Source organism: Dactylosporangium sp. NPDC000555, assembly GCF_040300025.1.
Lineage (GTDB): Bacteria > Actinomycetota > Actinomycetes > Mycobacteriales > Micromonosporaceae > Dactylosporangium.
The window spans coordinates 26,971-47,425 of record NZ_JBEPDB010000034.1 but is presented as its reverse complement, the minus strand read 5'-3'; the positions used below and the strand labels follow the sequence as shown (position 1 = coordinate 47,425).

The following is a 20,455-nucleotide window of genomic DNA, read 5'->3' as shown; positions in this document are numbered from 1 at the left end:
TAAGTCCCTCTAATGTGGCGCTCATGGCAGATGGTTCCGATACGACGATGACCCTGAGCCGCCCGGTGCCCGGCAGCCTGATCGCCGGCATCAAGTCCTTCGCGGACGACCACGGCGGCGCCAAGGCGGTCATCGAGTACGTCGGCCGGCGCGGTGCCCGCATCGTGCTCGTCGGAGAGGACGGCGTCTGGGGCGACCAGTTCGCCGAGGGTACGGACGTGGCGCGCTCCGCCTGCGCGCAGGCCGGAGTCACGATCGAGAACGCCTGGGAGCGCGAGCTGCTGGAGCAGATGCGGCCCAGTAACGACCTGTGGCGCTCCATGGGGCGTCGCACGCTCTCCCGGTAGCGCCGAGCCCGCCCTCCGTGGGTATCTTCGCCGGGTGAACCAAGATCGTCATGGCGTGACCTTCGTATCAGCCGCGACCCGGGCCGCCGCCCGGGTCGCTCTCGTTACCTGCGCCGACCTGCCCGACCTCGACGAGGACGACCGGGCACTCATCCCCGCCCTCGCCGCCCGCGGGATCACCGCCGAGCCGGTCGTCTGGACCGCCGAGGCCGACTGGGCCGCGTACGACCTCGCCGTCGTGCGCAACACCTGGGACTACGCCAGGCGGCGCGACGAGTTCGTGGCCTGGTCCGCCGCGGTGCCCCGCCTGGCCAACCCGGCCGCGGTGATCGAGTGGAACACCGACAAGCGCTACCTGCTCGACCTGTCCACCGCCGGCGTCCCGATCGTGCCGACCGCCTGGGTCCACCCCGGCGACGAGTGGCGGCCCGAGGGCGAGCGCGAGATCGTCGTCAAGCCCGCGATCAGCGTCGGCAGCATCGACACCGGCCGGTACGACCCGGTCACCCAGGCCGGCCTCGCCGTCGCGCACGTGCGGCGCCTGCAGGACGCCGGCCGTTTGGTGATGATCCAGCCGTACCTCGGCGAGGTCGACACGGCGGGGGAGACCTCGCTGCTCTACTTCGCCGGCGTCTTCAGCCACGCGATCCGCAAGGGCGCCATCCTCACCGGGCCGTACGTGGGCGTGGACGCGCTGTACCAGAACGAGAACATCTCGCCGCGCGTCCCATCGGCGGAGGAGCTCGCCCTCGGCACGCGCGTACTCGAGGCGCTGCCGGTGCCGGCGGGCGAGCTGCTGTACACGCGCGTCGACCTGCTGCCCTCGCCGGACGGCCCGGTCGTGATCGAGGTGGAGCTGACCGAGCCCTCGCTGTTCTTCGCGCAGGCCCCGGGCTCGGCCGACCGCTTCGCCGCAGCCGTCGAACGCCTCCTCGGATAGCGCGCCCCCGCGCGGGCTCGTCCTCAGGTGGCGGGGCGGCGTGCCGATGTGGCGTGGGTGAAACGGCGCATCGGCGCGGGTCTCGTGCTGGCCTCCGCGCTGCTGGCCGGGGTGGCCGGCTGCGGCGTGCTGCCCGGCCTCGGCGGCGGATCCTCGGACGGCACCGGTTCGGGCTCGGGCAGGCCGGGGGCCGGCCGGGCGGTGGACCTGCCGGAGCGAACCGTGTACCTGCGCGGGGAGGCGGCCGCCCCGTCGGCGGGCCAGGCCACGGGGACGCCGGTGCGCGGCCCGATCGCGTCGCTCTCCCCGTTGCCCAGCCGGACCCGCTCGACCGCGACGCCCGTCTACAGCAGCCCGGCCGACTGCACGGGCGCGATCCGTCAGGGAGTGGTGAACGGGGCCGACGTCGCGCCTGGCACCACCTCCGCCGTCGTCAGCTGGTGGAACATCGGGGATCCGGCGATCATCGAGTATCAGCTGGCCGCGGTCTCGCAGGACCTGTACGGCGGGCCGCAGCCGGCGTGGACCTGGCAGCGGGTGCCGCCCGGCAAGGGATGCGCCCGGGTGAGCGCCACGGTGAGCGGGCTGAGTTCCGGCGTGCCGTACGTGTTCGTGATCCACGCCGTGCTCAAGCGGTACGACTCGCTGCCGCCGACCGCGCCCGAGGTGGCCCGCAGCGAGGCGGTGCGCATGCGGTGACGGATAGGCTGGCGCGTATGTCCGAGAACCTGGTGCTCCAGCGGGCGGCGGCGCCCGCCGGCGTCGAGACGCCCCTGCTCACCTACTGCGACGACGCCACCGGCGAGCGCACCGAGCTGTCCGCGACCGAGCTCGGCGGGTGGGCCGCCCGCGCCGCCGGGCTGCTGCGCGAGGGCTGCGGCCTCGGCGCCGGCGACCGCGCCGCGGTGTTGCTCCCGCCGCACTGGCTCACCGCCGCGGCGCTGCTGGGCGCCTGGTCCGCCGGGATCGCGCTGTCGTTCCGTGGCCGGGCGACCGCCGGGCTGCCCGTGCTCGAGGCCGGCGGCGACGGGCCGTTCGACGCGACCTTCGTCGCCGCCGACCGGATCGGCTCATGGCTGGAGGACATCCCCGCGGCGACCCATCAGTTCGCGTTCTTCACCGGGAGCCCGCCCGAGGGGTACCGCGACTTCCGGGCCGAGCTCGCCGCGTACTCGCCGCACGTGCCGGCGTACGGGCGCACCCGCGGTACCGACGCGGCCAGCGTCGACGGGACCAGCTACGGGCAGTGGGGCACCATCGCCGCCGGCATCGCCGAGCGGCTCGGGTTGCGGGCGGGGGACCGACTGCTGGTCGACGCCGCCGAGGACGACCACCCGGTCAAGTGGCTGCTCGCGCCGCTGTTCGCGGGGGCCTCGGTGGTCGTGTGCGCCAACGCGACCAAGGAGGCGCTGCGGGCCCGCGCCGGCGACGAGGGCGTCAGCCACACGCTCTGAACACGACCATCGTGGCGCCCACCGTCGTGATCGCCCGCGGTGCCGCTGGTCAAGCCGCTGAGCTGAGCCGCATGTGCCGGCGGCGGCGCAGGCGCATCGACGTCAGCGTCGCCGTCAGGCCGACCAGCAGCAGCGCGCAGCCGGCGCCGTGCGCCAGGCCCCGCTGCAGGTACCCGGCGTCGGTGACGTCGATCGCGTAGGTGCCCAGCTCCCGGTTGGACCACAGCGGCAGCAGCCGCGCCGATTGCTTCGCCGGGTCCATCAGGAACTGCAGGCCGATCAGCGTGATCAACAGCAGCGCGCCCTCCAGGTCACGCGGCACGATCGCGCCGATGAGCAACCCCAGCGGCGCGGCGACCACGACCGTCATCGCCATCATCAGCCCGACCGCGCCGGGCCGGCGCAGGTCCTGGTCCACGGCGATGATGCACCAGTAGACGGTGCCGAGCGCGAGGCCGATGCCGATCAGCGCGGTGAGGCGGCCGATGTAGAGCTCCCATGCCCGGTAGCCACCGACGCGCAGGCGCGGCTCGAGGCCCTTCGCCGCGGTGCTGGAGAACAGGGCCAGGGTGCACACCGCGAAGGCCAGGCCAAGGCTCGCGAAGCGGATCGACTGTCCCACCTTGTCGTTGTGCCGGGCCAGGTAGAAGGCGAGCGGCACGAGGGCCAGCAGGGCCAGGGCGCCGCGGCGGCGCAGCAGGTCGCGGGCCACCATCTCGGCGACGATCAGCGTCCGGCGCACGTCACACCGCCACCGGGGTGAGGTCGAGCACGGTGTCGACGCGGTCGAGGACGTTGAGCATGTGGGTCACGACGACGACCGCGCGCCCCTCGGCCCGCCAGCGGAAGACCCATTCCCAGAAGTCGGTGTACGAGCCGCGGTCGAAGCCCTGGTAGGGCTCGTCGAGCAGGATCAGGTCGGGGTCGCCGAGCGCGGACAGCACCAGGTTGAGCTTCTGCTGGGTGCCGCCCGACAGGTGCCGGGCCGTCGTCGGCGCGCTCGCGTCCCAGGACAGTTGGCGCGCCATGCGCCGGCCGGCGCGCCGCGACGCCGTCCGTCCCGCGCCCCGGCCGGCCCCGAAGAGCTCGAAGTGCTCGTCCGGGCGCAGGAACTGGAACAAGCCAGCCTGCTGCGGGCAGTAACCGACCGTGCCGCCGACGGTGACCGTGCCCTCGTCGGGGCTGATCAGGCCGGCGCAGATCTTCAGGAACGTGGACTTGCCGGCGCCGTTCGCCCCGACGATCGCCGCGACCTGCCCCGCGTGGACCGTGAGGTCGACGCCCCGCAGGACGCTCCTGCGCCCGTACCGTTTCGAGACCCCGGCAGCCCGCAGCCGCACGCGTCCGTTCTCCACGCTGTTCACCATACTGGGATCAACGACTCGGGGCCGCCCGTCGGTTGGCCGGGAGGCGAACCGGGGGACGACTCGCCCGGCGCCGGCCCACCCGGGCCGGCGCCGGAGCGCCTACAGGAAATCGGTGAATCCCGGCCGGAATCGGTCATCGGGCTCGCCGAATGTCGTGAACACCAGACCGCCGCGCGGCTCCACGCCCGGCAGGTGTTCGATCATGCGATCGTGTTCAATTACGCACGCCAATGCCTGCGTCAGATCGGATTCGAGCTGGTGGACCGCCTCGTCGAGGTCCTCCTCCCGCCGTGACCAGTCGATGTCTGCCTCACGCAGCTGCTGACCGGCCAGCTTCGCAACGGTCTCCGGATCGGTGACCGCAACCTCCAGGCGGCAGTAGATCTGCATGATGAGCGGTTCCGTGTGCCCCATCGCAGAAGGGTTGCACAACAATGATCCGTGCTCCAGAAAGTGCAGATGAATTTACATTATGGCAATGCTGACGTGTGAGAGGTTAGTGATGATCCGGTGGATGTGGCACGATCGCGCCGGTTCCGCTGACAGCATCGGGCCGTGCCCTCGACGCTGCCGACGCATCCGCTCGCCGTACTGCCGCTGAAGCTCTGGCGCCCCCGCTGGTTCGACGGGGTGGCCCTCGCCACCGGGGCGTGCGCCCCCGACTACGCCTACGCCCTCGACGGCACCGGCGTGCGCATCCACAGCCATACCGTCGCGGCCGTGGTGTGGTGGAGCCTGCCCTGCGCGGTGGCGACCGCGTGGCTCATCCGCCGCGGCGCGCCCGTCGTCGCCGCGCACCTGCCCGGCTGGCTGCGCGAGTACGGCGTGCTCGGCCGGGTCCGTCACGCCTGGTTCGTCACCGCGCTGTCCGCCGTGCTCGGCGCCGCCAGCCACCTGCTGTGGGACCTGGTCACGCACCCGGGCCCGGTGGCGGCGTGGTGGGCGATCCGCCAGGCCAGCGACGGTGCCGCGCTCGTGCTGATGCCGCTGTTGCTGTGGTACTGCGGCCGCCGCCACCTGCTGCGCCAGTGGCACGGCGACCCGCCGCCGGTGCCGCGGCGCCCGGTGCTCTTCTGGGGCGCCACGGCCGCCATCACCGCCGCGGGCGTGCTGCTCACGTGGGCCCTCGGCGACCACAGCCTGGCCTGGCCGTGGTTCGGCTACCCCGAGCACGTGCACGTGCTCGGGGTCCGGCTCATCGTGGCGGGCACCGTCGGGCCGCTGGCCGGCGCCCTCGCCGTACAGTCGGCCAATGTTCTTGCAGACCGGACGGCTGCTGCTGCGCCGGTTCCGCGCCGATGACGCGCCCGCCCTGGCCGCCTATCGCTCGGACCCGGACGTCGCCCGTTACCAGTCGGTGGGACGCCCCGTTCCCGCTGGGCGCTGCCGTCGCGTTCGTCGAGGGGCTGGCCGGCCGCGACCCCGGGGCGGAGGGCTGGTTCCAGTACGCCGTCGAGCGCCGCGACGACGGCACGCTGGTCGGCGACGTCGGGGTCAACCGCCACGACGCCGGCCGCCAGGCGGAGATCGGCTTCACGCTCGCGCCGGCGTGGCAGGGGCGCGGCTACGGCACGGAGGCGGTCCGGCGGATCGTGACACACCTGCTGGTCACCGACGGGCTGCACCGGGTGCACGCCTCGCTCGACGCGCGCAACGCCCGCTCGGCCCGGCTGCTGGAGCGCTGCGGCTTCCGGCGCGAGGGTCTGGAGCTGTGCAGCTGCTGGTGGAAGGGGGAGTGGACCGACGAGCTGCGCTACGCCGTGCTGGCCAGCGAGTGGTCCCGGTCCCCGGAGCCGGCCTGAGCCCGGCCCGGCGTCACCGCGGCCATGAGGTTGAGCGTCGCGGTCCAGACCAGGCAGGAGCCCAGCATGTGCAGGATCACGACGGGCCAGGGCAGGCCGGTGAAGTACTGCACGAAGCCCACCACGCCCTGCGCCAGCTCGACGATGACGAGGATCGCCGCCGCCCGGGTGACCCGCAGCGGCGCGCCGAGCGCGCGCAGCCCGAACCACATCGCCACCGAGAGCCCGACGAGCACGAACACGGCGTCGGCGTGCAGCTGCGACATCGTCTCCGGGTCGAAGCCGGTGCGGCTGGCCTGGGTGTCGCCCGAGTGCGGCCCGCTGCCCGTGACCACGGTCCCCAGCACCAGCACCAGGGCCGACACCGCCGTGATCACCGCCCCGGCCGAGCGCATCGCCCGCGGCGCCGTCCAGCGGGGCCGCTCCGGCCGGGTGCTGTCCCAGAACAGGAACACCACCGCGATGAGCGCCATGGAGAGCAGGAAGTGCGCGGCCACCGTCCACGGGTTGAGCGCCATGCGCACCGTGATCCCGCCGAGCACGCCCTGCGCGGCGATGCCGGCGAGCACCCACAGGGCACCGCGCAACGCCCCGCGCGAGCGGGCCCGCTGCCGCCAGGCCGCGGCGAGCGCGACGAGCGCGAAGGCGCTGAGCACGAACGTGAGCGTCCGGTTACCGAACTCGATGACGCCGTGGTAGCCCATCTCGGTCGTGGTCACGTACGACTCGTCGGTGCACCGCGGCCAGGTCGGGCAGCCCAGCCCCGAACCGGTGAGCCGCACGAGCCCGCCGGTGCCCACGATGCCGATGTTGGCCACGAGCAGCGCGAGCGCGGCGCGGCGCAGCGTCGCCGGCCGGTCGAGCCACTCGTTCACCCTGCTCACGATTCGCCCCACGGCGGCGATACTACGCGAGGCTACATATCGCCCTCGGGGTCGGGCGCGGGCGGGTTTGGTTAGGGTTACCTTCCGTGCGGTGGATCACCCGGGCGGTGGTTTGCCCGTGCTCGGTGAATTACGTAACGTTGGTGTTGTGAAAAACGCCGACGCCATGCTCAGTGCGGCGGCGCAGCGTGCGCAGGTGCGATCCGCGCCCGTGCCGCACGACGTCGCCGAGGCGGGCCCTCCGTCGGTCGCGCTGGACGTCCGCACCCGCGACCGCGTGACCGAGCTGCTGCTGCAGGAGGGTTCCGCGACCGCGACCGAGCTGGGGCACGCCCTCGGGCTGAGCCCGGCCGGCGTGCGCCGCCACCTGGACGCCATGCTCGCCGAGGGCCTCGTGGAGAGCCGCGAGCGGCCCGAGCGCGGCCGGCGCGGCCGGGGGCGGCCGGCGCGCGTGTTCACGCTGACCGCGGCCGCGCGGGAGACGCTGCCGCACACCTACGACGGCCTCGCCGCCGCCGCTCTGCACTGGATCGCCGACCACGGCGGCCCGGCCGAGGTCGCCGCCTTCGCCGCCGCGCAGGTCGCGGGGCTGGAGGAGCGCTGCCGGGCGGCCATGGCCGAGGCCGGCGTGGACCCGCTCGCGCGGGCCGAGGCCCTCGCCCGGGCGCTGACCGCCGAGGGCTACGCTGCCGGCGCGACGACGATCGCGACCGGCGGGCAGCTGTGTCAGCACCACTGCCCAGTGGCCCACGTCGCCGCGGAATTCTCCCAGCTGTGCGAGGCCGAGACCGAGGTGATCTCGCGGCTCGTCGGCACGCACGTCCAGCGCCTCGCCACCATCGCCAACGGCGACGGCGTCTGCACCACCCACATTCCGGCCCCGGTACAGCCCGGAGCCCGTCCCGATAGGCAAAGGATCGTGAGATGACGACTGCCGAACAGCTTGCCGGTCTCGGCCGGTATGAGTACGGCTGGGCCGACTCCGACACGGCGGGGGCCTCGGCACGCCGTGGCCTGAACGAGGACGTCGTGCGCGACATCTCGGCGAAGAAGAACGAGCCGCAGTGGATGCTCGACCTGCGGCTCAAGGGTCTGCGCCTGTTCGGCCGCAAGCCCATGCCGGCGTGGGGCGCCGACCTGTCGCACATCGACTTCGACAACATCAAGTACTTCGTCCGCTCCACCGAGAAGCAGGCGGCGAGCTGGGAAGAGCTGCCCGAGGACATCAAGAACACGTACGACAAGCTGGGCATCCCCGAGGCCGAGAAGCAGCGGCTGATCGCGGGCGTCGCCGCGCAGTACGAGTCCGAGGTCGTCTACCACAAGATCCGCGAGGACCTCGAGGAGCAGGGCGTCGTCTTCCTGGACACCGACACGGCGCTCAAGGAGCACGAGGAGCTCTTCAAGGAGTACTTCGGCACCGTGATCCCGGTCGGGGACAACAAGTTCGCCGCGCTCAACACCTCGGTCTGGTCCGGCGGCAGCTTCATCTACGTGCCGAAGGGCGTGCACGTGGAGATCCCGCTGCAGGCGTACTTCCGGATCAACACCGAGAACATGGGCCAGTTCGAGCGGACCCTGATCATCGTCGACGAGGGCGCCTACGTGCACTACGTCGAGGGCTGTACCGCGCCGATCTACTCGTCCGACTCGCTGCACTCCGCGGTCGTCGAGATCATCGTGAAGAAGAACGCCCGCTGCCGGTACACCACCATCCAGAACTGGTCGACCAACGTGTACAACCTGGTCACCAAGCGCGCCGTCTGCCAGGAGGGCGCGACCATGGAGTGGATCGACGGCAACCTCGGCTCCAAGGTCACGATGAAGTACCCGTCGGTCTACATGCTCGGCGAGTACGCCAAGGGCGAGGTGCTGAGCGTCGCGATGGCCGGCGAGGGCCAGCACCAGGACGCGGGCGCCAAGATGGTGCACAGCGCGCCGCACACCTCCTCGACGATCGTGTCGAAGTCCATCGCCCGCGCGGGCGGCCGCACCTCGTACCGCGGCCTCGTGCAGGTGCTGGAGGGCTCGCACCACTCGAAGTCGACGGTCAAGTGCGACGCGCTGCTGGTGGACACGATCTCCCGCTCGGACACCTACCCCTACGTCGACATCCGCGAGGACGACGTGTCGATGGGGCACGAGGCGACCGTGTCGAAGATCAGCGACGACCAGCTGTTCTACCTCATGTCGCGTGGCCTCACCGAGGACGAGGCGATGGCGATGATCGTGCGCGGCTTCATCGAGCCGATCGCCAAGGAACTGCCCATGGAGTACGCGTTGGAGCTCAACCGGCTCATCGAGCTGCAGATGGAGGGCGCGGTCGGATGAGCGCTCCCGCCAGCGGCCAGGTACTGGTCCCCCCGAAGACCCGCGCCCAGCAGGTCCGCTCGTTCGACGTCGAGGACTTCCCGGCGCTCACCGGCCGCGAGGAGGAGTGGCGGTTCACGCCGCTCAAGCGCCTGCGCGGGCTCGCCTCGGCGACGTCGGGCCCCGGCGCCGCCGCGCCGAAGGCGCTGGCCGGCGAGCTGCCGGCCGGCGTCGAGGTCACGATGGTCGAGCGCGGCGACCCGCGGGTCGGCTCGGCGCTGACCCCGTTCGACCGGATCAGCGCGCTGGCCGCCGGCGCGGCCGCGGAGGCGCTGGTCGTCTCGGTCGCCCGCGGCGCGGTCCTCGACGCACCGGCCCAGGTTCGGCTGTCCGGCTCGACGAGCGAGCTCGCCTACGGCCACACGGTCGTGCAGATCGGGCAGTTCGCCGAGGCGACCGTGGTGATCGAGCAGGTCGGCACGGTCACCCTCGCCGACAACGTCGAGGTGCTCGTCGGTGACGGCGCCCAGCTCACCCTCGTCACCGTGACCGACTGGGACCCCGAGGCGGTGCAGGCGCAGCACCTGCGGTTCCGGCTGGGCCGCGACGCGAAGGTCACCCACATCCAGGTCACCCTCGGCGGCGACCTGGTGCGGCAGTACACCAGCGTCGACTACGCCGGCCGCGGCGGTGAGATCGACGCGTACGGGCTGTACTTCGCCGACGCCGGCCAGCACCTGGAGCACCGGCTGCTCGTCGACCACTCGGTGCCCGACTGCCGCAGCTACGTCGCCTACCGCGGCGCGCTGCAGGGCGCCGGCGCGCACACCGTGTGGGTCGGCGACGTGCTGATCCGGGCCGAGGCCACGGGCACCGACACGTACGAGATCAACCGGAACCTGGTCCTGACCGACGGGGCGCGCGCCGACTCGGTGCCCAACCTGGAGATCGAGACCGGCGAGGTCGCCGGCGCCGGGCACGCCAGCGCCACCGGCCGCTTCGACGACGAGCAGCTCTTCTACCTCATGTCCCGGGGCATCCCGGACGAGCAGGCCCGCAAGCTGGTCGTGCGCGGCTTCTTCCACGAGCTGCTGCACAAGATCCCGGTCGAGGAGCTGCGCGACCGCCTGGGCGCGGCGATCGAGGCGCGGCTGGAGGAAGCCGGAGCATGATCCGAGTCTGTGCCGCGGCCGACGTGGCGAAGGGCGAGGCTGTGCAGGTCACGGTCGAGGAGACCGAGATCGCGCTGGTGCACGCCGACGACGACAACTTCTACGCCGTCTACGACGAGTGCTCGCACGCCTCGGTCGCGCTGTCGGAGGGCGAGGTCGATGGCTGCACCCTGGAGTGCTGGCTGCACGGCTCGCGCTTCGACCTGCGCACCGGCGAGCCCACCGGCCTGCCGGCCACCGAGCCGGTCCCGGTCTACCCCGTCGAGGTCCGCGACGGCGACGTGTACATCGACCTGAACCCGAGCAACGGAGTCACGAAGTGAGCGAACTTTCGATCAGCAACCTGCAGGTCTCGGTGAAGCTGCCCGACGGTGAGCTCAAGCCGATCCTCGCCGGCGTGGACCTCACCGTCCGGGCGGGGGAGACCCACGCCATCATGGGGCCGAACGGCTCCGGCAAGTCCACCCTCGCCTACTCGATCGCCGGGCACCCGCGGTACGAGGTGACCGGCGGCGCGGTGACCCTCGACGGCCGGGACGTCCTCACGATGAGCGTCGACGAGCGCGCCCGGGCGGGGCTCTTCCTCGCCATGCAGTACCCGGTCGAGGTCCCCGGCGTCTCGGTGGCCAACTTCCTGCGCACCGCGAAGACGGCCATCGACGGCCAGGCGCCCAAGCTGCGCACCTGGGCCGGCGAACTGCGCGGCGCCATGGAGAAGCTGCAGATGGACCCGGCGTTCGCCCAGCGCAACGTCAACGAGGGCTTCTCCGGCGGCGAGAAGAAGCGCCACGAGATCATGCAGCTGGAGCTGCTCAAGCCGAAGATCGCGGTGCTCGACGAGACCGACTCCGGCCTGGACATCGACGCGCTGCGCGTCGTCAGCGAGGGCGTCAACCGGGTCCGCGAGCAGGGCGACACCGGACTGCTGCTGATCACGCACTACACGCGAATCCTCCGGTACATCAAGCCGGAATTCGTCCACGTGTTCGTCGGCGGGCGGATCGTGGAGGAGGGCGGGCCCGAGCTCGCCGAGGAGCTCGAGAACACCGGGTACGAGCGCTACCTCGCCGGCGCCGGCCCGGCATCGATCGCTTAGGGGCCTACATTGAACGCTCTCGACGTGGAGACGATCCGCAAGGACTTCCCGATCCTGGACCGCACGATCAACGGCAACCCGCTGGTCTACCTGGACTCCGGGAACACCTCGCAGAAACCGCGCCAGGTGATCGACGCGGTCCGTGAGCACTACGAGCGGCACAACGCGAACGTGGCACGGTCGGTGCACACCCTGGGTACCGAGTCCACGGAGGCATTCGAGGGGGCCCGCGAGAGGATCGCGGCCTTCGTCGGGGCGAGCTCCGCGGCCGAGATCGTCTTCACGAAGAACTCGACCGAGGCGATCAACCTCGTCGCGCACGCCTTCTCCGCCGTCGCCGACGACCCGCGGCTGCGCCTCGGCCCCGGCGACGAGATCGTCGTGACCGAGATGGAGCACCACTCCAACATCGTGCCGTGGCAGCTGCTCGCGCAGCGCACCGGCGCGACGCTGCGCTGGTTCGGCCTGACCGACGAGGGCCGGCTCGACCTGTCCGACATCGACGAGCTGATCACGCCGCGCACCAAGCTGGTGTCGGTCGTGCACTACTCCAACATCCTGGGCACGATCAACCCGGTCGACGTCCTCGTCGCGAAGGCCCGGCAGGTGGGCGCGCTGGTGCTGCTCGACGGCTCGCAGTCGGTGCCGCACGTGCCGGTCGACGTCAACGCGCTCGGCGTCGACTTCGTCGCGTTCACCGGCCACAAGATGCTCGGCCCGACCGGCATCGGCGCGCTGTGGGGCCGCTTCGAGCTGCTTGACGCGATGCCCCCGTTCCTCGGCGGCGGCTCGATGATCGAGACCGTGTCGATGACCGGCACGACCTTCATGCCGCCGCCGGCCCGTTTCGAGGCCGGCACCCCGCCGATCGCGGAGGCCGTCGGGCTCGGCGCGGCCGTGGACTACCTGACCGCGGTCGGCATGGACAACATCGTGGCGCACGAGAAGGCGCTCACCGCCTACGCGCTGGACGCCCTCGGCTCGATTCCGGACGTGCGGATCATCGGCCCGGCGTCCACGGTGGACCGCGGCGCGACCATCTCGTTCGCCGTCGAGGGCGTGCACCCGCACGACGTCGGGCAGATCCTGGACGACGAGGGCGTGCAGGTGCGCGTCGGGCATCACTGCGCCCGCCCGACCTGCGTGCGGTTCGGCGTACCGGCCACGACCCGCGCGTCGTTCTACCTCTACACGACCACCGAGGAGATCGACGCCCTGGTCCGTGGCGTGGAGCGGGTGCGGAGGGTCTTCGCCTGATGAAGCTCGACGAGCTGTACCAGGAGATCATCCTGGATCACTACAAGCGCCCGCACGGCCGCGGCCTGCGCGATCCCTTCGACGCCGAGGCGCACCACGTCAACCCGACCTGCGGCGACGAGGTGACGCTGCGCGTGGCGCTCAAGGCCGGCAGCGTCGCCGACATCTCCTACGAGGGCATGGGCTGCTCGATCAGCCAGGCGTCGGCGAGCGTGCTCTACGACCTGCTCAAGGGGGCCGCGGTCGAGGAGACACTGCGCCGGCACGAGGCCTTCGCCGAGCTGATGGGTGGGCGGGGTCAGGTCGAGCCGGACGAGGCGCTGCTGGAGGACGCCGTGGCGTTCGCCGGCGTGGCGAAGTACCCGGCCCGTGTGAAGTGCGCGCTGCTGCCGTGGATGGCGTACAAGGACGCACTGGCGCGCGCCGGTTCGGTTGCACCATCTGCTGAGGAGACCCCATGACAACGGCGCTCGCCGACATCGAAGAGGCGATGAAGGACGTCGTCGACCCCGAGCTCGGGATCAACGTCGTCGACCTCGGCCTCGTGTATGGCATCCACGTCGACGAGGAGAACGTCGCGACGCTGGACATGACCCTGACGTCGGCGGCGTGCCCGCTGACCGACGTCATCGAGGACCAGGCCCGCCAGGCCCTGTGCACCGGCCCGGGCGGCGGCCTGGTGTCCGACATCCGCATCAACTGGGTCTGGCTGCCGCCGTGGGGCCCGGACAAGATCACCGACGAGGGCCGCGACCAGCTGCGCGCCCTGGGCTTCAACGTCTAGCGCCTGTTCATGACTGGGGTGGGAGCGAGGCGGAGTCCAGATTTCGTCTGGTGGTGGCCCGCGGGAGCCAGGCTACCGGTGTTGTAACCGGGCTTGCGCGGGACGCCGCCAGGCGGAATCTGGGCCCGCCGCAGCCCCGCCTCAGTCATGAAACAGGCGCTAAACCGCTGGCGGGCCACGACTCGTGCCGGGCATCATGCCCGGCATGAGTCGTCTCCGCCCGCCATCGCTGCCCCGGCCCGTCGCCGCCGGCGAGGGTCCGAAGCGACAGTCCGGCGCCGTGACGGAGGCGAGCCGCAAGCAGCACCCGTGAGCGGTCCGGAGCGAAGCAGAGGGGCCGCTCACCATTGGCTCAGCGTTGACTCACGCCGCCGCCGGAGCGAAGCGGAGATGCCGGCGTGAGCGCTGGGTTGGGTGAGGTGGTCGTCGGCGGCCTCCTCGCCGGGTACGGCGTCGCCGTGCCCGTCGGCGCCATCGGTGCGCTCATCGTCACCCTCGCCGCGCGTACGTCCTGGAGGGTCGGTGCGTCCGCCGCCCTCGGGGTGGCCACCGCGGACGCCATCTACGCCGTCGTCGCCGTGCTCGGCGGCGCGGCGCTCGCCGGGCTCATCGCGCCGGTCTCCGGGCCGCTGCGCTGGGTCGCGGCGGCCGTGCTGCTCGGCCTGGCCGCGAAGACGGCCCGGGACGCGCTGCGGCACCGGGGCGAGGCGGCCACGGCCCGCCGGGCGGACGGGCGGATGGGCCGGCCCGGCGGGGCCTACCTGGCGCTGCTCGGCCTGACGCTGCTCAACCCAGCCACCATCGTGTACTTCGGGGCGCTCGTGCTCGGCCGCCGCGCCGACGACGGGCTGTCCCTCGGGGCCGAGGCCGTGTGGGTCGGCGCCGCGTTCGCCGCGTCCGCGAGCTGGCAGCTGCTGCTCGCCGGCGGCGGCACGCTGCTCGGCCGGCTGCTGACCGGGCCCCGTGGGCGGCTGTGGACGGCGCTGACCTCCAGCGCGGTCATCGCGGTGCTGGCGGTGCCGCTGGTGGTCCCGGGAGGTTTTTGAGCGCCTCCCGCACCGACAGCGGCGACAGGTCGGGGTGCGCGGCTACGAAGTCGCGCACGGCGCCGGGGTCCGTCTTCGCGTGCTCGCGCAGCGCCCACCCGATCCCCTTGCGGATGAAGAAGTCCCGCTCGCCGGCCCAGCGCGCGCAGTAGTCCGCCAGGCGGGGGAAGTCGGTCCTGTCGCGGTACCGCAGCTGATGGAGGATCGCCGTGCGCACCAGCCACAGATCGGTCCCGGGCGCCGTCCAGGAGTCCATCGTGGACACCAGCGAGGGGTGCGCGGCGACCATCGGGCCGACGACGTGCGCGGCGAGGATGTCGACCGTGTCCCACCACGACTTCGTCGTGACGAGCGCGCTGACGACCGGCATCGACGCGGGGGTGAGCAGCGCGGCGTGGCGGCGCAGATGGTCGCAGGCGAAGTACTGGTACTCCCGCTCCGGCAGCGCCCAGCATGCGAGCGCGACCTCGGTGAGGTCGCGCTCGCTCGGGCGGGGCAGCTCGCGCAGCACCTGGCGGGTAAGCTCGCGGCGCGGCGTGCTGGGGATGCCGAGGAACTCGAACCGGTCGCGCATGTACGCCTTCATCGCCGCGGCACGCCGCGGGTCGGCGGCCGCGCCGAACGCGGAACGCAAGCGCTCCAGCAGCGCGTCGATCACAGGTTGGTCGCGCGGAACGTGTCGCACTGTCGCGGGTCGCCGGTGTTGTACCCCTGCAGGAACCACCTCTTGCGCTGGGCGGACGTGCCGTGCGTGAACCCGTCGGGGTTGACCCGGCCGCCGGCCTTCTTCTGGATCGCGTCGTCGCCGATGGCCTCCGCGGCCTGTAGGGCCTCCGCGATGTCCTGCTCGGAGATGGACTTGAACAGCGCGTCGCCCTTCGGGTCCTTCGTCTCCGTCGCGTGGTTGGCCCACGTGCCGGCGTAGCAGTCGGCCTGCAGCTCCAGGCGCACCGACGCGGAGCTGGCGCCCTTCTGGGAGCCCTGCTGCGCCTGCGCGCTGGTGCCGAGCAGGTTCTGCACGTGGTGGCCGTACTCGTGGGCGATCACGTACGGCGCCGCGAACTCACCGGTGGCGCCGAAGCGGCTCGAAAGATCGTTGTAGAAGGTCAGGTCGATGTACACCTGGCTGTCCGCCGGGCAGTAGAACGGCCCGACGCCGGAGTCGGCCGCGCCGCACGCGGTGCTGACGGACTGCTTGAAGAAGTTGGTCTTCGCCGGCTGGTACTGCTTGCCGAACGCCTTGGGGAACTCAGTCTTCCAGTAGGCCTGCACCGAGTTGATGTAGAGCACGTTGCGGCAGTCGGCGTTCTGGAAGCGCTTGGGGTTCGACTTGTCGCACTGCTGGTTGATCTTGGAGTTGTCGGGCTTCGCGCTGTTGCCGCCCCCGCCGACCATGTTGCGGCCGAAGTACCCGCCGCAGACCACGATCGCGAGGATGACGATCGTGATCAGGCAGCCGACGCGGCCACCGCCGAGCGGGATCGGTAAGCCGCCCAGGCCGCCGAAGCCACCGAAGCCGCTACCACCGCCGCCGCCCGACCCGCGCAGGTCGTTGACCTGGCTGGTGTCGAGATCGGCGTCGTCGTTGAACTGCATCGCACACCTCGGGGTTGATATCGACCGGCGTCGGCTTGAGCGGCAAGGTACCCGTTGATCTTGTGACGTAATCCTGTGGCGGGGCAACCCGGATCGCACGGTAGAATATCGCCGTGATCACGCAGAGGGAGTGACCCGCGGTACCACACCCGGAGTCTGTCCGTTTCCAACCTCTGCCAGAGAGCGAGTTTCCGCTGTGATCACGGCGACCGGACTTGAGCTGCGTGCTGGTGCGCGTATCCTGCTCAGCGACATCAACCTGCGCGTACAGCCCGGGGACCGCATCGGCCTCGTCGGGCGCAACGGCGCCGGCAAGACCACGACCCTCAAGGTGCTCGCCGGGGAAGGCACGCCGCACGCCGGCCAGGTCGAGCGGCGTGGCCCTGTCGGATACCTGCCACAGGACCCGCGCACCGGCGACCTCGAGGTCACCGCCCGCGACCGGGTGCTCTCCGCGCGCGGGCTGGACACCATCTACGCCGAGATGAAGGCCCTGGAGGCGAAGCTCGGCGACGACGAGCGGCTCATCCGGCGGTATGGGCAGCTCGAAGACCAGTTCGCCGGCCTGGGCGGCTACGCGGCCGAGGCCGAGGCCGCCCGCATCTGCGCCAACCTCGGCCTGCCCGACCGGGTCCTCGGCCAGACCATCGGCACCATGTCCGGCGGCCAGCGGCGCCGCATCGAGCTGGCCCGCATCCTGTTCCGCGACGCGAGCGCCACCGGGGGCGGCATCCTGCTGCTCGACGAGCCGACCAACCACCTCGACGCCGACAGCATCTCGTGGCTGCGCGGCTTCCTGTCCACCCACAAGGGCGGGCTCGTCGTCATCTCCCACGACGTCGAGCTGCTGGACGCGATCGTCAACAAGGTGTGGTATCTCGACGCCAACCGCTCGACCATCGACTTCTACAACGTCGGCTGGAAGCTGTACCAGCAGCAGCGCGAGACCGACGAGAAGCGCCGGCGGCGGGAGCGCGCCAACGCCGAGAAGAAGGCGGGCGCCCTGCTCGCTCAGGCCGACAAGATGCGGGCCAAGGCCACCAAGACCATCGCCGCGCAGAACATGGCCCGCCGGGCCGAGCGCATGCTCGACGGCCTGGAGGACGTGCGCGTCGCCGACAAGGTCGCCAAGGTGCGGTTCCCCGAGCCCAAGTCGTGCGGCAAGACCCCGCTGACCGCGCGCGGGCTGTCGAAGTCGTACGGTTCGCTCGAGATCTTCATGGACGTGAACGTCGCCGTCGACCGCGGCTCCCGGGTCGCGATCCTCGGGCTCAACGGCGCCGGCAAGACCACCCTGCTGCGCATGCTGGCCGGCGAGCTCGATTCGGACACCGGCGAGGTCATCCCCGGCCACGGCCTCCAGCGCGGCTACTACGCGCAGGAGCACGAGCAGCTCGACGTCGAGCGCACCATCCTGGAGATCATGCGCTCGGCCGCCCCGCAGCAGAACGACACCGAGCTGCGCAAGATCCTCGGCGCGTTCCTCTTCACCGGCGACGATGTGGACAAGCCCGCCGGCGTGCTCTCCGGCGGCGAGAAGACCCGGCTGGCGCTGGCCACCCTGGTCTGCTCCGGCGCCAACGTCCTGCTGCTCGACGAGCCGACCAACAACCTCGACCCGATCAGCCGCGAGCAGGTGCTCGACGCTATCGCCCGCTACCCTGGCGCGATCGTGCTCGTCACCCACGACCCGGGCGCCGTGCAGGCCCTCAAGCCCGACCGCGCGATCCTGCTGCCCGACGGGGTGGAGGACGCCTGGAGCGACGACCTCCTGGAGCTCGTCGAGCTCGCCTGACCCGCCTCCGTTCCCCTCTCGGGCAGCCGTTACCAGGGCGTGATGAGCAGCCCCTCGATCACCACCGCGGCCACCGCCCCGATGCCCACCAGCAGGAGCGGGGTCGGCGGCGGATCTCCGCCGGCCACCTCCGGCGCCACCGCGGCCACCGTCAGCCACGGGAAGAACGGCAGCCAGGCGTGCTCGACGCCGCCGCGGGTCAGGCCGGCCGCGATCGAGAACACCACCGCCGCGCCCGCGCCGACCAGGAACGGCCACATCGCCGTGCGGCGTACCTTGCGGGCGCTGGCCACCAGCGGCGGGCCCGCCGCCAGCAGCAGCACGACGATGCTGATCGCGCTCCACCACGCCACCGAGCGATACGGCGCCACCCGGCTCGCGTAGTCCGTCTCCGCCACCACCAGGCCGTCCGCCCAGCCGAAGCCGAGCAACTGCGCGCCCAGCACCGGCAGCAGGGCCCCCACGCCGCTGAGCATGTTGAGCGAGGCGCGGCGGCGGGCGAAGTACACGCAGACGAGCGAGAGCCCGAGCCAGGGCGCGGAGTAGGAGAACAGCGAGGCCACGCCGATCAGCAGGCCGGCCAGCACCGCCCAGCCCGTGGCCGCCCACCCGCGCACCCGGCGGCGGCTCGCGCGTAGCCCGGAGACGATCGCGGCCGCGCCGAGGACCGCCACGAGGCCGTCGAGGCTGACCGCGGTCCAGATCGCGTAAGGGGCGAGTACGAGCAACGGAAGGTACCGCCGGGCGGCCTCCTCGCCGACCGAGTCGCGCACCGCGGCGAGCACCAGCGGAATCGTCAGCACCGATACCGCGGTGACGAGGAACCCGAGGACAATGAGGTCGGTCACGCCGATTCGCTGCAGCACCCACAAAAAGAGCACGGGGCCCGGCGGATGACCCCGCGCGGCCGACGAGTGGTACACGGCGTCCGTCGTGAAATGTCTGAGGTATCTGAGCGGATCGTCCCCCACCTGCCTTACGTCACCCAGATATTCCTCCGGAGAGCCAAGGGCTTTCGTAAGGCCCGCCCAACCATCGACAAGCGCCAAAGCAATTGCCCACGCCAGGCCGGCCGCGTACCCGAATAGCTGAATTTCTGACCACCTCAGCCGGGTGAACCGGCCCGCCGCGGCGAGCCAGAGCGTCACGGCGGCTACGGTGGGTGCCAGGATCGACCCCACCCCGACCCTGATTCTGTACCGGCCGAGGAAGGGGGCGCCGGCGGTGCCCAGACGGGCGTCTAGCTGCACCGCGAGCGCGGCGAGCGCGAGACCGAAGAGGGCGAGCAGGAGCCAGCACAGCGCATCGCGGCGCTCACGGTGTGTACTCCGTGGTCGGTCGGTGGGCGGTTCGCACATCACGGCGCATCACGGTATCGGGTAGGCGACAATGCCGTGCGTGTCGGTTGGCGTCCCGTCGATATCTAGCGCATGATCGTCCGAGGCGGTCTAATAGGTGGGACCGCACCAACCGCTCTGTCTGGGACGTGAGGGATCAGCATGGCAGCCACCGCCACCACCAGCACCGAGAAGGGTCGCCGGATCGTCGGCGCCGAAAGGCAGACTCTGGCGAAGGACCTCGTGAAGCGGTACACGAACGGTGAGAGTATCCGTGCACTCGCCGCTTCCACCGGCCGTTCCTATGGATTCGTGCACCGGGTGCTGACCGAATCCGGCGTTCAGCTTCGTCAGCGTGGCGGCGCCCGGCGCCGCAAGAAGGCGTGAACGCGAGTCTCTCCTCGGCAAGCGCCGATCCCACTCCGGGAGAGGCGCGATTCGACCTCGACGGGCCGGTCGCAACAGTGACGTTGTGCCGGCCCCAGGTTCTCAACGCGCAGACGCCCGAACTCTGGGCGGCCCTGCGTGAGTTCGGGCGCTCGCTACCGGGCGACGTGCGGGTGGTCATCGTGCGCGGCGAGGGGCGGGCCTTCTCCTCCGGCCTCGACACCGCGGCCGCGGCGAAGAACCTCGGCGCGCTCGCGACCTCGCCCGGCGGCGACGCGCAGATCGCCGCATACCAGGAGGCCTTCTCCTGGCTGCGCCGGCCGTCGCTCATCTCCGTCGCCGCCGTGCAGGGGCACGCGATCGGCGCCGGCTTCCAGCTGGCCCTCGCCTGCGACTTCCGGGTCGTGGCCGAGGACGTCTCGTTCAGCATGGCCGAGATCAAGCTCGGCCTCGTGCCCGACCTCGGCGGCACCAAGCGGCTGGTGGAGCTCGTCGGCTACGCCCGGGCGCTCGAGCTGTGCGTCACCGGCCGCCGCGTGCAGGCCGCCGAGGCCGCACAGATCGGCCTGGCCAATGTCGTGGTAGGGCGTGCCGAGCTCGACGAGGCCACCCGGGATCTCGCGGCGGCCGTCCTCGCCGGCCCGCGCGACGCGGTGATCGAGATCAAGGCCCTGATCGGGCAGGCCGCGGCGCACACGTTCGCGCAGCAGGAGGCGGCGGAGCGCGCCGCGCAGCTGCGCCGGATCGCGGACCTTTCGGGACTCGGCGAGTAGGCGCAAGGGCCCGCGCGCCATCGGGAAGCTACGCCGCCCCCGAAAAGTTGTCGTACCTGCCGGGCACACTTAGCCCGGCAGGTACGACTGGCTTCCGGAGGTGTGTGG

At 71.7% G+C, this 20,455-nt stretch carries 25 protein-coding genes; 18 read left to right on the top strand and 7 right to left on the bottom strand.

Annotated elements, in window-relative coordinates; all coding sequences use genetic code 11:
- Positions 1 to 23 precede the first annotated feature (23 nt).
- The 4 genes from ABT297_RS21320 to ABT297_RS21305 are packed head-to-tail and all read left to right on the top strand — an operon-like array spanning position 24 to position 2,741.
- The gene (locus tag ABT297_RS21320) at positions 24 to 347 is read left to right on the top strand and encodes a hypothetical protein (RefSeq protein WP_350552188.1); all 324 of its coding nucleotides are present in this window, start codon (positions 24 to 26) and stop codon (positions 345 to 347) included.
- 55 nt (positions 348 to 402) lie between these two features.
- Entirely contained in the window at positions 403 to 1,287 is an 885-nt protein-coding gene (locus ABT297_RS21315) for an ATP-grasp domain-containing protein (protein WP_350552185.1), read from the top strand.
- 57 nt (positions 1,288 to 1,344) lie between these two features.
- Positions 1,345 to 1,986, top strand: coding sequence for a fibronectin type III domain-containing protein (locus ABT297_RS21310; RefSeq protein WP_350552183.1), 642 nt, complete (start codon positions 1,345 to 1,347; stop codon positions 1,984 to 1,986).
- A gap of 17 nt (positions 1,987 to 2,003) precedes the next feature.
- A complete protein-coding gene (locus tag ABT297_RS21305; RefSeq protein WP_350552181.1) occupies positions 2,004 to 2,741 on the top strand; it encodes a TIGR03089 family protein in 738 nt (245 codons plus the stop codon).
- Between the two features lie 49 nt (positions 2,742 to 2,790).
- Here the strand turns inward: ABT297_RS21305 and ABT297_RS21300 are convergent, their stop codons facing one another.
- The 3 genes from ABT297_RS21300 to ABT297_RS21290 form a co-directional block, all read right to left on the bottom strand.
- The gene (locus ABT297_RS21300; RefSeq protein ID WP_350552178.1) at positions 2,791 to 3,483 is read right to left on the bottom strand and encodes an ABC transporter permease; all 693 of its coding nucleotides are present in this window, start codon (positions 3,481 to 3,483) and stop codon (positions 2,791 to 2,793) included.
- A 1-nt stretch (position 3,484) separates the two neighbouring features.
- Positions 3,485 to 4,096 (bottom strand): ATP-binding cassette domain-containing protein, encoded by a 612-nt coding sequence (locus ABT297_RS21295; RefSeq protein WP_350552176.1) that lies wholly within the window; start codon positions 4,094 to 4,096, stop codon positions 3,485 to 3,487.
- Positions 4,097 to 4,207: 111 nt separating this feature from the next.
- Positions 4,208 to 4,522, bottom strand: a complete 315-nt coding sequence (locus tag ABT297_RS21290; RefSeq protein ID WP_350552174.1) for a hypothetical protein — start codon at positions 4,520 to 4,522, stop codon at positions 4,208 to 4,210.
- A gap of 141 nt (positions 4,523 to 4,663) precedes the next feature.
- Between ABT297_RS21290 and ABT297_RS21285 the strand changes: the two genes are divergently transcribed.
- Both ABT297_RS21285 and ABT297_RS21280 read left to right on the top strand, forming a co-directional pair.
- Entirely contained in the window at positions 4,664 to 5,410 is a 747-nt protein-coding gene (locus ABT297_RS21285) for a DUF4184 family protein (protein WP_350552171.1), read from the top strand.
- A complete protein-coding gene (locus ABT297_RS21280; RefSeq protein ID WP_350552169.1) occupies positions 5,407 to 5,910 on the top strand; it encodes a GNAT family N-acetyltransferase in 504 nt (167 codons plus the stop codon). Before ABT297_RS21285 ends, ABT297_RS21280 begins: the two co-directional genes overlap by 4 nt.
- On the opposite strand, the gene ABT297_RS21275 is transcribed toward ABT297_RS21280, so the two are convergent.
- Positions 5,862 to 6,806, bottom strand: coding sequence for a COX15/CtaA family protein (locus ABT297_RS21275; protein WP_350552166.1), 945 nt, complete (start codon positions 6,804 to 6,806; stop codon positions 5,862 to 5,864). The two genes, ABT297_RS21280 and ABT297_RS21275, sit on opposite strands and share 49 nt — an antisense overlap.
- Before the next feature lie 154 nt (positions 6,807 to 6,960).
- Between ABT297_RS21275 and ABT297_RS21270 the strand changes: the two genes are divergently transcribed.
- The 9 genes from ABT297_RS21270 to ABT297_RS21230 all read left to right on the top strand — a co-directional run bounded on the left by ABT297_RS21270 (position 6,961) and on the right by ABT297_RS21230 (position 14,459).
- The gene (locus tag ABT297_RS21270) at positions 6,961 to 7,722 is read left to right on the top strand and encodes a helix-turn-helix transcriptional regulator (protein WP_502885609.1); all 762 of its coding nucleotides are present in this window, start codon (positions 6,961 to 6,963) and stop codon (positions 7,720 to 7,722) included.
- A complete protein-coding gene (sufB, locus tag ABT297_RS21265; RefSeq protein WP_350552160.1) occupies positions 7,719 to 9,125 on the top strand; it encodes a Fe-S cluster assembly protein SufB in 1,407 nt (468 codons plus the stop codon). Before ABT297_RS21270 ends, sufB begins: the two co-directional genes overlap by 4 nt.
- Positions 9,122 to 10,276, top strand: a complete 1,155-nt coding sequence (gene sufD, locus ABT297_RS21260) for a Fe-S cluster assembly protein SufD (RefSeq protein WP_350552157.1) — start codon at positions 9,122 to 9,124, stop codon at positions 10,274 to 10,276. Before sufB ends, sufD begins: the two co-directional genes overlap by 4 nt.
- Positions 10,273 to 10,599, top strand: coding sequence for a bifunctional 3-phenylpropionate/cinnamic acid dioxygenase ferredoxin subunit (locus tag ABT297_RS21255; protein WP_350552154.1), 327 nt, complete (start codon positions 10,273 to 10,275; stop codon positions 10,597 to 10,599). The genes sufD and ABT297_RS21255 overlap by 4 nt, the downstream gene beginning before the upstream one ends.
- A complete protein-coding gene (gene sufC, locus ABT297_RS21250; RefSeq protein WP_350552152.1) occupies positions 10,596 to 11,372 on the top strand; it encodes a Fe-S cluster assembly ATPase SufC in 777 nt (258 codons plus the stop codon). The genes ABT297_RS21255 and sufC overlap by 4 nt, the downstream gene beginning before the upstream one ends.
- A 9-nt stretch (positions 11,373 to 11,381) precedes the next feature.
- Positions 11,382 to 12,629, top strand: coding sequence for a cysteine desulfurase (locus ABT297_RS21245; RefSeq protein ID WP_350552149.1), 1,248 nt, complete (start codon positions 11,382 to 11,384; stop codon positions 12,627 to 12,629).
- Positions 12,629 to 13,090, top strand: coding sequence for a Fe-S cluster assembly sulfur transfer protein SufU (gene sufU, locus ABT297_RS21240; RefSeq protein ID WP_350552146.1), 462 nt, complete (start codon positions 12,629 to 12,631; stop codon positions 13,088 to 13,090). Before ABT297_RS21245 ends, sufU begins: the two co-directional genes overlap by 1 nt.
- Positions 13,087 to 13,413: a metal-sulfur cluster assembly factor gene (locus ABT297_RS21235; RefSeq protein ID WP_350552143.1), complete on the top strand. Its 327-nt coding sequence runs from the start codon at positions 13,087 to 13,089 to the stop codon at positions 13,411 to 13,413. The genes sufU and ABT297_RS21235 overlap by 4 nt, the downstream gene beginning before the upstream one ends.
- 398 nt (positions 13,414 to 13,811) lie before the next feature.
- Complete coding sequence (locus tag ABT297_RS21230) at positions 13,812 to 14,459, top strand: LysE family transporter (protein WP_350552139.1); 648 nt, start codon at positions 13,812 to 13,814, stop codon at positions 14,457 to 14,459.
- Here ABT297_RS21230 and ABT297_RS21225 read toward each other — a convergent pair.
- Positions 14,413 to 15,117, bottom strand: a complete 705-nt coding sequence (locus tag ABT297_RS21225; protein ID WP_350552136.1) for a DNA alkylation repair protein — start codon at positions 15,115 to 15,117, stop codon at positions 14,413 to 14,415. The two genes, ABT297_RS21230 and ABT297_RS21225, sit on opposite strands and share 47 nt — an antisense overlap.
- A complete protein-coding gene (gene ypfJ / locus ABT297_RS21220) occupies positions 15,114 to 16,055 on the bottom strand; it encodes a KPN_02809 family neutral zinc metallopeptidase (RefSeq protein WP_350552133.1) in 942 nt (313 codons plus the stop codon). The genes ABT297_RS21225 and ypfJ overlap by 4 nt, the downstream gene beginning before the upstream one ends.
- 196 nt (positions 16,056 to 16,251) lie before the next feature.
- Between ypfJ and ABT297_RS21215 the strand changes: the two genes are divergently transcribed.
- The gene (locus tag ABT297_RS21215; protein ID WP_350552131.1) at positions 16,252 to 17,850 is read left to right on the top strand and encodes an ABC-F family ATP-binding cassette domain-containing protein; all 1,599 of its coding nucleotides are present in this window, start codon (positions 16,252 to 16,254) and stop codon (positions 17,848 to 17,850) included.
- Positions 17,851 to 17,879: 29 nt separating this feature from the next.
- Here the strand turns inward: ABT297_RS21215 and ABT297_RS21210 are convergent, their stop codons facing one another.
- Entirely contained in the window at positions 17,880 to 18,698 is an 819-nt protein-coding gene (locus ABT297_RS21210) for a hypothetical protein (protein WP_350552129.1), read from the bottom strand.
- Positions 18,699 to 19,349: 651 nt separating this feature from the next.
- On the opposite strand from ABT297_RS21210, the gene ABT297_RS21205 reads away from it, so the two are divergent.
- Positions 19,350 to 19,574: a helix-turn-helix domain-containing protein gene (locus ABT297_RS21205; protein ID WP_033359767.1), complete on the top strand. Its 225-nt coding sequence runs from the start codon at positions 19,350 to 19,352 to the stop codon at positions 19,572 to 19,574.
- Positions 19,571 to 20,347 carry an enoyl-CoA hydratase/isomerase family protein gene (locus tag ABT297_RS21200; RefSeq protein WP_350552125.1) on the top strand — a complete coding sequence of 259 codons (777 nt, stop codon included), beginning with the start codon at positions 19,571 to 19,573 and terminating at the stop codon, positions 20,345 to 20,347. Before ABT297_RS21205 ends, ABT297_RS21200 begins: the two co-directional genes overlap by 4 nt.
- The last annotated feature ends 108 nt before the right edge of the window (positions 20,348 to 20,455 follow it).